Here is a 10,554-nt window from a genome sequence, read left to right on the forward strand (position 1 = left end):
CCTCGCCACAGGTTCTTTATTGTTCGCTCTGTCTCTTGAATGAACGGAATTACGCTCCTGTCAGTTGTTTTTCGCCAGCCTGGTATCGCCGCTGTCCCAACCACCGCCCAGGGATTTGTAGATCGCCACAATGGCGCGGTACTGATCGGTTTCACCCAGTGCCTGGGCATCCTCGGCGTTCAGGCGCTCACGTTGTGCGTCCAGCAGCACCAGATAGTCCACCACCCCTTCCTTGTATTGCGTCGCCGCCAGATCAGCCGCTGCGCGACTCGACTCGCTTTGCTTGATCAACGACAGCAAGCGTTGCTGGCGTTTACCGTAGTCGCTGAAGGCGTTTTCCGATTCCTCCAGTGCGAGCAACACCTGTTGCTCATAGGTCGCCAATGCGCCTTCGGCGTCGGCGTTTGCACCACGAATGCGCGCCCGCACACTGCCCAGGTCAAACGCGGCCCAGGTGATGCTCGGCCCCAGGCTCCAGGCGCGGGCGGCACTGGAACCGATTTGCGAACCACGCCCCGCGGTGAACCCGAGGAACCCACTCAAGCTCACCCGTGGAAACAGGTCGGCGGTGGCCACGCCGACATCGGCGGTTGAAGCCGCCAACCGGCGCTCTGCCGCGAGCACATCCGGGCGCCGACGCAACAGTTCGCCGGGATCGCCAATCGGCAATGCCTTGGCGATGGCCGGCAGGTCCTTTGGACTCAAGTCGATGCTCAGGGTGTCCGGGCGTTCGCCCAGCAGCGTGGCGATGCGGTTTTTGTCGCGTACCTGTTCCGCTTGCAGTTGCGGCACGCTCGCCTCGACCGCCGCCAATCGGGCATCGGCGCGCACCACGTCGAGTTCGTTACCCACGCCAGCGTCACGCAGGCTCACCGTCACGGCGCGCGATTCGCTTTGATTCTTCAGGTTGGCCAGGGCGATCTTTTCCCGCAGTTGCGCACCGCGCAGCTGACCATAGGCGTCCACCAGCTCGGCGATCATGGTCACCCGCAGTTGGTACAGGTCCGCCGCCGTGGCGTCTTCCCGGGCACCACTGGATTCCAGTTCACGCTGGATGCGCCCGAACAGGTCGATCTCCCAGGCCATGTCCAGGCCCAGATCGTAGCGCTCGATGTTGACCCGATCCACGCTCTGCCCCGGCACTTGAGCCTTGCCCTGCTGGCTGCTGACCCGGCTGGTGACCACCGGCAGATTGTCGTTGCTGACGTCATCGCGGATGGCCCGGGCGGCTTTCCAGCGGGCGAAGGCCACGCGCAAATCGCGGTTGCCATTGAGCGCTTTGCCGACCAGCTGATTCAGTGTGGGGTCGTCGAATTGCTGCCACCACACCGTTTCGAAACGCGTTTGATCGTAGTTGGCCCCTTGCGCCGAGACGACATGGGCAGGCGCCGTGTCCGGGGTTTTGTAATCCGGCCCTACGGTGCAGGCGGCCAATGCCGCGACCAGGAGGCTGGGAAGGAAGAGCTTGAAAGCGTTCATCAGTGTGCCTCCGAATCAATAACGTTGAGCGAGTGAACCCGGGCCGCCTTGCGCGCGGCTTTACGTTCGATGTAGCGACGAATCAGGACGAAGAACACCGGCGTCAGCAGCAGCCCGAAGAAGGTCACCCCGAGCATCCCGGAGAACACCGCGACACCCATGGCGCGGCGCATTTCCGAACCGGCTCCGGTGGAAGTCACCAACGGAATCACCCCCATGATGAAAGCGATCGAGGTCATCAGGATCGGCCGCAAACGCATGCGGCAGGCGTCGAGCACGGCATCCAGTGGCGACAGGCCCTGGTCCTGCCGGTCCTTGGCGAACTCGACGATCAGGATCGCGTTCTTGCACGCCAGGCCCACCAGCACGATCAAGCCGATCTGGGTGAAGATGTTGTTGTCGCCCTTGGAAATGATCACCCCGGCAATCGCCGACAACAGGGTCATCGGTACGATCAGGATCACCGCCAGCGGCAGGCTCCAGCTTTCATACAGTGCAGCCAACACCAGGAACGCCAGCAGGACGCAGAGCGGGAACACCAGCAACGCGGTGTCGCCGGACAAAATCTGCTGGTAGGTCAGGTCGGTCCACTCGTAGGTCATGCCGTTGGGCAGTTCTTCCTTGAGCAGTTTCTCGATGGCTTTCTGGGCCTGGCCGGAGCTGAAGCCGGGAGCCGCCGCACCGTTGATTTCCGCACTGATGAAGCCGTTGTAGTGCATGACCCGATCAGGCCCCGACGTCGGGCTGACCTTGATGAACGTGGCGAGCGGGATCATTTCCCCATGATCGTTGCGCACCTTCAACTGGCCGATCTGCTCCGGTTCCAGGCGGAATTGCTGGTCAGCCTGAACGTTGACCTGATAGGTGCGGCCGAAACGGTTGAAGTCGTTGGCATACAGCGAGCCCAGGTACACCTGCAACGTGTCGAAGATATCGCTGACGGCCACGCCGTGGGTCTTGGCTTTTTCCCGATCGATAGCGGCGTCGATCTGCGGCACGTTCACCGTGAAGCTGGTGAACAGATTGGCCAGTTCCGGAACGCTGCGGCTCTTGGCGATGACGTTCATGGTCTCTTTGTACAGGGCTTCATAGCCCAGGTTGCCGCGGTCCTCGATCTGCAGTTTGAAGCCACCGATGGTGCCCAGGCCTTGAACCGGCGGTGGCGGGAACACGGCGATGTAGGCGTCCTGAATGCTGCCGAATTTGGCGTTCAGCGAAGCGGAAATCGCCTTAGCCGACAGGCTCGGGTCTTTGCGTTCATCGAAGGGCCGCAAGCCGATAAAGGCGATACCGGCGTTCGGGCTGTTGGTGAAGCCATTGATCGACAGACCGGGGAACGCCACCGCGCTGTCAAAGCCAGGCTCGTTCATGGCGATGCTGCTCATGCGCCGGATCACCGATTCCGAACGATCAAGGCTGGCGGCGTCTGGCAGTTGCGCGAAGGTCACCAGGTATTTTTTATCCTGGGTCGGCACGAAACCGGTCGGCGTGGTGCTGAAGCCCATGTAGGTCATGGCGATCAGCCCGGCATACACCAGCAAGGCCACGCTGCTGCCACGAATGACCTTGGCGACGGCAACCACATAGCCATGGCTGGCTTTTTCGAATACGCGGTTGAAGGGTTTGAACAGCCAGCCACCGAACAGACGATCCAGGACTTTGGAGAAACGGTCTTTCGGCGCACCGTGAGCCTTGAGCAGTACCGCGGCCAATGCCGGCGACAGGGTCAAGGAGTTGAACGCCGAGATCACCGTCGAGATGGCAATGGTCAGGGCGAATTGCTTGTAGAACTGGCCCGTCAATCCGGAGATAAATGCAGCAGGGACAAACACCGCGCACAACACCAGCGCCGTGGCGATGATCGGCCCGGTCACCTCGCCCATGGCTTTCTTGGTTGCCTCGATCGGCTCCAGGCCCAACTCGATGTTGCGCTCGACGTTCTCCACCACCACGATCGCATCATCGACCACGATCCCGATGGCCAGCACCAGACCGAACAGCGACAGGGCATTGAGCGAGAAGCCGAACAGATGCATCACGGCAAAGGTGCCGATCAACGACACCGGTACGGCCACCAGTGGAATAATCGAGGCGCGCCAGGTTTGCAGGAACAGGATCACCACCAGCACCACCAGAATCAGTGCTTCGAACAGCGTGTGAACCACCGCTTCAATCGAACTGCGCACGAAGATGGTCGGGTCGTAGACGATCTCGTAGTCCATGCCTTCCGGGAAGTTCTTCTTCAGCTCGGCCATCTTCGCCCGCACCTGATCGGAGACGTCGATCGCATTGGAACCCGGGCGCTGGAAGATCGGCATCGCCACCGCTTCCTGGTTATTGAGCAAGGCGCGCAGGGCGTACTGGTTAGAACCGAGTTCAATCCGAGCTATGTCCTTGAGGCGAGTGATTTCGCCGTCCGGACCACTGCGGACAATCACGTTCTCGAATTCCTCCTCGGTGACCAGCCGCCCCTGGGAGTTGATCGACATCTGGAAGCTGGTGGCGTTGGGCGCAGGCGGTGCGCCCAGTTGGCCGGCAGCGACCTGACGGTTCTGTTCACGGACCGCGTTGACCACGTCAGTCGCGGTCAGGTTGCGTGAGGCGGTCTTGTTCGGATCGAGCCAGATCCGCAGCGAGTAGTCGCCAATACCGAACATCTTCACGTCACCGATACCGCTCAGGCGCGACAGCTCATCCTTGACGTTGAGGATCGCGTAGTTGGACAGGTACAGCATGTCGTAGCGTTTGTCCGGCGAGGTCAGGTGCACCACCATCGTCAGCTCGGGCGACGCTTTGTCCACGGTGATACCAATGCGCGTCACTTCTTCGGGAAGCTTTGGCTCGGTCCGGGTCACGCGGTTCTGCACCTGCACCTGGGCGTTGTCCAGGTCAGTGCCGAGGGCGAAGGTCACCGTGAGGGTGAGCCGGCCATCGGCCGTGGACTGCGAATACATGTACAGCATGTTCTCGACGCCGGTGATGGCTTGCTCGAGTGGCGCGGCCACGGTTTCGCCGATGACCTTGGGGTTGGCGCCCGGGTAGTTGGCGTGGATGACCACGGTGGGTGGCACCACCTCGGGGTATTCACTGATCGGCAACTGGAACAGCGCGATGGCGCCGGCGATCAGGATCAGCAGCGACAACACCGCAGCGAAGATCGGCCGCGTGATAAAGAATTGTGAGAACTTCATGACGGTGTTCCTTTATCCGCGAGGCGAAACGGTTGTATCCGTTTTCACCAGTGCCGGGGACGGAGCGGCGGGCTGATTACCCGCCTCGATGGCCTGGCGTTGACGAGCCAGGGTGGCGACGGTTTGCGCATCGGCCATCGGCGCGTCCTGAGGCGCGACCACCGCGCCGGGACGAACCCGCTGCAGGCCGTTGATGACGATGCGGTCTTCTTTCTGCAAACCGCTGCGCACGATGCGCAAGCCTTCGAGCTTCGGCCCCAGATCGACGCTGCGGTACACGGCCTTGTTGTCCTGGTCGATCACCAGCACGAACCTCTTGCCCAGGTCGGTGCCCACCGCTTCGTCTTTGATCAGCAGGCCGGCGTAGGCCGCGCTGCCCACCAGTTTCAATCGGGCATACAGCCCTGGGGTGTATTGGCCGTCGGTGTTGTCGAACACCGCGCGACCACGAATGGTGCCGGTCTTGGGATTGACCTGGTTGTCGACGAAGTTCATCTGCCCCAGGTGGCTATTGCCCTCCTCGTTCGACAAGCCCATGTACACCGGCGTGGATTGACTGCGCTGGCCTTGACGGGAGAGCTGGCCGTACTTGAGGAACAGGCGTTCGTCGGCATCGAAATAGGCGTAGACCTTGTCGGTGGAGACCACGCTGGTCAGCGCCGAGGTGTCGGCGGTGACGATGTTGCCGGCGGTGATTTCGGCACGGCTGACCCGGCCGCTGATCGGTGCGGTGACGCGGGTGAAGCTCAGGTTCAGGCGTGCCAGATCGAGTTGTGCCTGCACGGCATCGACCGCGGCCTTGGCTTCCTGGGCGGTGGTGGTGCGCGTGTCGGCCAGTTCAGCGGAGATCGCGTTACTACTCAACAGACGTTGGCCACGTTGCGCTTCATTGCCAGTTCGAATCAGCGTGGCGCGAGCTTGTTGCAACTGCGCTTCGAGGCGATGCACTTCGTGTTCGAACGGCCGTGGATCGATCTGGAACAGCAAATCCCCTTTCTTGACCGACTCGCCATCGGTGAAGGCGACACGATCGATCTGCCCCGAGACCCTCGGGCGAACCACGACGGTTTCCGGCGCTTCCAGACGGGCGGTGACTTCATCCCATTCGGTAATGGGTTGCTCGAGCACTTTGGCGACCGTGACAGGCGGCGCACCCGGCGCCTGGGCGGCATCGGGTGCGTGGCCGCAAGCAGTGATGGCCGCCAGGGTCAGGACAGCAAGGGGATAACGCAAAGGTTTGAGTGACTGTTCCATGGGTGGTGTCCGCCTGACGGTTTAGGGGTTGGAGAATTCTCGGCCGCACAGGGGGCAGCGACGAATTGAACGGAGTGAACTTGGTTATCATCATTAATGATGGTCGTCATGTATAAGGACAAAAAAATGAATACTCAGATCAAGCCTATGAATTAACCGGTTTTTTTACTGCAAGCCGTCAGACTGACGACCGAGCAAATGGAGTCCAGTGCGGGCCCAAGCGTTTGCGCTACCTGCAAGGCTCGGGTGGTCGGTTCCATTTTGTGGCCAATGCGTTTAAACAGAGGGTCGTTGAACAGCGTACGCAATCGACTCAATGCGCCGCTGACCGCCGGCTGGCCCAGGGCAAGCTTTTCTGCGGCGCGGGAGACATTGCGCTCCTGAATGAGCGCCTCGAAAACCACCAGCAGATTGAGGTCGATACTGCGCAGATCATTACGTTTCATGGGTCAGCACCCTGTGAGATGTTTTGACTGGAGCCACGGGCCCGGAACCTGCAAAGCCATTGCCGCGAATTTATATTACGATCATAATAAATACCAGCCCCTCAGCAAAAATTTGCCAGGGCGCTCATCGGATGACAGGACCCCACTCATGAAAGTGACGAAAGACCAGGCAGCAGCCAACAAGGAAGCGATCCTCGGCGCGGCCTCGAAGATGTACCGGGAAAAAGGCATTGATGGCATCGGTATCGGCGAACTTTCCCGCTCGGTGGGCCTGACCCACGGCGGCTTTTACGGACAGTTCCCCGGCGGCAAGGAGCAGTTGGCGTCAGAGGCGGTCAGCCGCACGTTCGAAACCAACATCGAAGACTGGCGAGCGGCTAAATCGATCCCTGAACTGCTCAAGGGTTACTTGAGCCAAAGCCACCTGAGCAACTGGACCGAAGGCTGCCCGATCCCCGCCCTGGGCGCCGATGTCGCGCGTAATGGCGGTGCCATCAGCCACTCGTTCACCCAAGGCGTGCAGACCCTGATCGAAACGCTGCTGCCATTGGTCGATGGCGAAACCGATGATGAAAAGCACGAGGAAGCCTTGCGTATCCTGTCCTCGATTACCGGGGCCATACTGATCGCCAGGGCCCTGGACAACCCTCGGTTGTCGGAGCAGTTTCTGCAATCGGTGATTAATGCCTGGCCTGCCAGCCCCGAGGCTTGATAAGCCTGGATGATTGCCAGAGCCCTGGGTGTCTCGGATAGACCGCACCTTGCTCTGCAAAAAACCAGAGATACAAGTCATAAATGAGGAGTCGCCATCAGCGCTCCAGGCAGCTTCAACAAGTCTGAACTAGCTTTACCTGCAAGTTTCGAGTGCCTGGAGTTCTTCCTGCTAGCGATCCACTGCCTACCGGCAAGGAGTTGTGATGCGCGCCACAGCGTTTTCGGTCGGTGGACCTGCCCCTTGGTTCCAGTGCCGCACTCAACAAAGAGAGCGCTTTCATTTCGACACTATTGCCGGTCGGTATGTAGTGCTTTCTTTTTTTGGTTCTGCGGCTGATCCCGCATCAATTAAAGTTCTGGAAGGTGTTCGGGCCCATCGCCAGCGGTTCAATGACGATCACGTCTGCTTCTTCGGTGTTTCCGTAGATCCAGATGATGAAAAGCTCAAGCGGGTAGAAAGTTCGATACCTGGCATGCGCTTCATCTGGGACTTCGATCGGTCAGTCAGTAAGCTCTACGGTACATTGCAGATAGACGGCAGCATCAGGCAAATGACCTATGTGCTGGATCCTGCGTTACGTGTCCTGGCCATCGTCCCGATAGAGACGCCGGTTGATAACCATGTACCCTCTTTAATGCGTTTTCTGGATAGATTACCCGCACTGGCACCGCCACATGCCGCCACTCCACACGCACCAGTCCTGGTGATTCCCCGTATATTTGAGCCCAAGCTGTGTAAAGCACTAATAAGTTACTACGACGAACGTGGCGGAGAGGAATCCGGGTTTATGGTGGAGCAGTCGGGTAAAACCGTCCACATCACCGACCATGGCCACAAGCAACGTCGTGACTGCAATATTGAGGACGAGGCTCTATCCAAAGCATGTTCGTTGCGTATAGCCAACCGTTTGCTTCCAGAGCTACATAAAGCGTTCCAGTTCAATGCCACTCGAATGGAGCGCTATCTGGTGGCCTGCTACAACAGCGATGAAGGCGGGCATTTCCGGCCCCATAGGGATAACACCACGAAGGGAACAGCGCATCGCCGTTTTGCCGTTTCCCTGTTTCTTAATACGGGAGAGTACGAAGGCGGTTTTCTGCATTTTCCAGAGTTTGGAAAAGCGCTTTACAGCGCTCCAACAGGAGGGGCTGTGGTGTTTTCGTGTTCACTTTTGCACGAAGCCACTCCTGTAACCCAAGGTCGCCGTTATATGTTTCTCCCGTTTCTATACGATGATGCTGCTCGCGTCGTTCGAAAAGAGAATCTCCCATTTCTTGACCGCTGACTCGTGCTCAACACAATTGTTCGTGCGGTTGCGGATGGTCCAGGCCACGGCGATCTGGCCGGTCAGGGATTCGCCGCGGGCCTCGCCCCACAGCGAGTGGGCGAGGATTACAGCTGCTTGATCGGACGCCTCTTCGATAATCTCGGCGTCAGTGACCGCTTTCGATTGCCTCCCAGTCGGGTTACCTGGTTGTCATAGGGGTTCTCTAATGCTTGAAATTGTGGCGGGTTGAGACTATCAGTGAGGTTCAATCCTTCGAGGGCAAAGCAATGCCAACGACTGAAGAAGCTGTGTACGCAGCAGCCAGGCTTCGCGCCCGCAATCGGGGAGAAAACGAAACTATGGCCGCAGTCAAGGCACTCGATGCGGTGGCGATACTTAAAGAAACTCTATCTGGAGATAAGTACCAGGAAGCGCTTGAGAAACTCTATCTTGAGTACTCAACACCTTGATTTATCTGTGCCGCATTCACCTGCGGCACACCTCGTTCAAACCAGCCAATCGCCTCTGTGCCGCAGCCACGGCAGAAAACAGCGCCCGACGCATGATGAAGAAGTCGTAGGAATACAGGCATAGTGAATCGCCACACCTATGCCTCGATGATGCTATCTGCTGGCGAGAATCCAATGTGGGTAGCCAGGCAACTCGGCGTAAGCGTCCGGCCAAGACGCTCCCTCGAAATCACAATCAGTCGGGACTTTCTAAACCCGTCTACCAACACAGCTGTCGCAGAGAAATTTCAAAATTTTTGAACCGAGGTTAATCTTCTACCCCTTCGACTATGACGCAAGGACAGCTGATGGCCCTCACCAGTGAAATCTCTCCATATAACCCTCAGTGGCCGCTACTTTTTACCGCCGAAAACCGACGAATAGCGGAGGGCTTCGGTGCTGAGCTTATCGGAACTCATCATATTGGTAGCACCGCCGTTCCGGGGCTTTCTGCCAAACCAGAAATCGACATCTTGGTTGTGGTGTTGGAGCATATAAATGAGGCGGCTCGTAGCGAGTTCATGCGTACATTGGGCTATGTGCGGGGAACAGATCTTTCCGCCGGACACCACTTTTATCGTCGCGATGTTGATGGGGCGAGAACTCATAAAATACACGTGTGCGTTGCTGGTCATGAACAGATTGCACGAATGTTACGTTTCCGCGACCTGTTGAGAGAAGACAGCACTATCCGCAAGCAATATCAGAATTTGAAGCTGCGGCTCGCAGCTAACAACCGGGGAGGCATTGCTGAATATCTCGCGCATAAGGCGCCCTACATTGACGCCTTGATGGATATGCACCTAGGGGATTAAGTCCGTGTTCATATCAGTTCTCCAGAGCTAAACGGGTATCCACTGATGCGGCAGCAGCTCAGCAACCTCACTCGCCCGCTGCGTCGGCAGACGTGTGAGAACATCCTTCAAGTAAGCATACGGATCATGCCCGTTGAGCCGCGCCGACTGGATCAAACTCATGATCGCCGCCGCACGTTTACCGCTGCGTAACGAGCCCGCGAACAGCCAGTTCGAGCGTCCAAGAGCCCACGGCCGGATTTGATTCTCGCACCGGTTGTTATCGATAGGCACATCGCCGTCATCGAGAAAGCGCGTCAGCGCTATCCAGCGTTTGAGGCTGTAATCCAACGCTTTGGCGATGGCCGATCCCTCAGGCACAAGCTGCCTCTGAGCGATCATCCACGTATGAAGTGCGTCGATGATCGGCCCTGCTTTGTCCTGCCGTATGCACTGCCGGATATCCGGCTCCAGTTCGCGCGCCTCTCGCTCAACTTCGTACAAGGCTGCGATGTAGTGCAGCGCTTTTTTCGGCAATCTGGCTCTTGTTGGTCGCGTGTAAATCGAAGAACTTGCGGCGCGCATGCGCCATGCAGCCGATTTCCGTAACGCCCAGCTCAAAGCCTGCCTTGTAGCCGGCATTATGTTTTGCAACTCATAACGCTGGTTATGTTGCGGCCTGAGTTATGTTGCGGGGGTAAGGGGCGCCGCCTCCCAATCGGGAGTCCGGCGCAAAAAGTGGCACATAAATTCATGCTACAACCCCCGCATGAACGCCATGAGAGATGCTGAATTCGGTCGCAGGCGCACAGCCTTAGGCACATTTGTCACGTCCAAACATGCAAGCGCCTTGGCCTTCATTTCGAGATCGACTTCCGCGTAGATGTGGGTTGTGTCCA

Annotated in this window: 8 protein-coding genes and 2 pseudogenes; 4 read left to right on the forward strand and 6 right to left on the reverse strand. The window is 58.4% G+C overall.

The features are described from left to right. Nucleotides 1-60: 60 nt before the first annotated feature. The 4 genes from AC1DVE_RS06260 to AC1DVE_RS06275 all read right to left on the reverse strand — a co-directional run bounded on the left by AC1DVE_RS06260 (nt 61) and on the right by AC1DVE_RS06275 (nt 6,370). Nucleotides 61-1,479 (reverse strand): efflux transporter outer membrane subunit, encoded by a 1,419-nt coding sequence (locus tag AC1DVE_RS06260; protein WP_477783840.1) that lies wholly within the window; start codon nt 1,477-1,479, stop codon nt 61-63. Further along, the gene (locus AC1DVE_RS06265; protein ID WP_223458188.1) at nt 1,479-4,670 is read right to left on the reverse strand and encodes an efflux RND transporter permease subunit; all 3,192 of its coding nucleotides are present in this window, start codon (nt 4,668-4,670) and stop codon (nt 1,479-1,481) included. The genes AC1DVE_RS06260 and AC1DVE_RS06265 overlap by 1 nt, the downstream gene beginning before the upstream one ends. 12 nt (nt 4,671-4,682) lie before the next feature. Beyond that, entirely contained in the window at nt 4,683-5,924 is a 1,242-nt protein-coding gene (gene mexE / locus AC1DVE_RS06270) for a multidrug efflux RND transporter periplasmic adaptor subunit MexE (RefSeq protein WP_477783841.1), read from the reverse strand. Nucleotides 5,925-6,076: 152 nt separating this feature from the next. Beyond that, a complete protein-coding gene (locus tag AC1DVE_RS06275) occupies nt 6,077-6,370 on the reverse strand; it encodes a LysR family transcriptional regulator (RefSeq protein WP_477783842.1) in 294 nt (97 codons plus the stop codon). A 148-nt stretch (nt 6,371-6,518) separates the two neighbouring features. Here AC1DVE_RS06275 and AC1DVE_RS06280 point away from each other — a divergent pair, with 148 nt between their 5' ends. Then, nucleotides 6,519-7,082, forward strand: a complete 564-nt coding sequence (locus AC1DVE_RS06280; protein WP_223458194.1) for a TetR/AcrR family transcriptional regulator — start codon at nt 6,519-6,521, stop codon at nt 7,080-7,082. A gap of 205 nt (nt 7,083-7,287) precedes the next feature. After that, complete coding sequence (locus AC1DVE_RS06285) at nt 7,288-8,370, forward strand: 2OG-Fe(II) oxygenase (RefSeq protein ID WP_223458195.1); 1,083 nt, start codon at nt 7,288-7,290, stop codon at nt 8,368-8,370. A 24-nt stretch (nt 8,371-8,394) separates the two neighbouring features. Here AC1DVE_RS06285 and AC1DVE_RS06290 read toward each other — a convergent pair. Next, nucleotides 8,395-8,508, reverse strand: a pseudogene (locus AC1DVE_RS06290) (cell wall hydrolase); the annotation flags it as partial. A gap of 131 nt (nt 8,509-8,639) precedes the next feature. On the opposite strand from AC1DVE_RS06290, the gene AC1DVE_RS06295 reads away from it, so the two are divergent. Together AC1DVE_RS06295 and AC1DVE_RS06300 are read left to right on the forward strand one after the other, a co-directional pair. After that, nucleotides 8,640-8,822 carry a hypothetical protein gene (locus tag AC1DVE_RS06295; protein WP_223458196.1) on the forward strand — a complete coding sequence of 61 codons (183 nt, stop codon included), beginning with the start codon at nt 8,640-8,642 and terminating at the stop codon, nt 8,820-8,822. Between the two features lie 347 nt (nt 8,823-9,169). Continuing rightward, nucleotides 9,170-9,676, forward strand: coding sequence for a GrpB family protein (locus AC1DVE_RS06300; protein WP_223458198.1), 507 nt, complete (start codon nt 9,170-9,172; stop codon nt 9,674-9,676). Between the two features lie 27 nt (nt 9,677-9,703). On the opposite strand, the pseudogene tnpC reads toward AC1DVE_RS06300, so the two are convergent. Further along, nucleotides 9,704-10,295, reverse strand: a pseudogene (tnpC, locus tag AC1DVE_RS06305) (IS66 family transposase); the annotation flags it as partial. Nucleotides 10,296-10,554 lie beyond the last annotated feature (259 nt).

Source organism: Pseudomonas sp. P4_B4 (assembly GCF_056402255.1).

Coding starts and splice junctions, on each gene's coding strand:
- AC1DVE_RS06260 (WP_477783840.1), bottom strand. CDS start 1,479: ATGAACGCTTTCAAGCTCTTCCTTCCCAGCCTCCTGGTCGCGGCATTG.
- AC1DVE_RS06265 (WP_223458188.1), bottom strand. CDS start 4,670: ATGAAGTTCTCACAATTCTTTATCACGCGGCCGATCTTCGCTGCGGTG.
- mexE (WP_477783841.1), bottom strand. CDS start 5,924: ATGGAACAGTCACTCAAACCTTTGCGTTATCCCCTTGCTGTCCTGACC.
- AC1DVE_RS06275 (WP_477783842.1), bottom strand. CDS start 6,370: ATGAAACGTAATGATCTGCGCAGTATCGACCTCAATCTGCTGGTGGTT.
- AC1DVE_RS06280 (WP_223458194.1), top strand. CDS start 6,519: ATGAAAGTGACGAAAGACCAGGCAGCAGCCAACAAGGAAGCGATCCTC.
- AC1DVE_RS06285 (WP_223458195.1), top strand. CDS start 7,288: ATGCGCGCCACAGCGTTTTCGGTCGGTGGACCTGCCCCTTGGTTCCAG.
- AC1DVE_RS06295 (WP_223458196.1), top strand. CDS start 8,640: ATGCCAACGACTGAAGAAGCTGTGTACGCAGCAGCCAGGCTTCGCGCC.
- AC1DVE_RS06300 (WP_223458198.1), top strand. CDS start 9,170: ATGGCCCTCACCAGTGAAATCTCTCCATATAACCCTCAGTGGCCGCTA.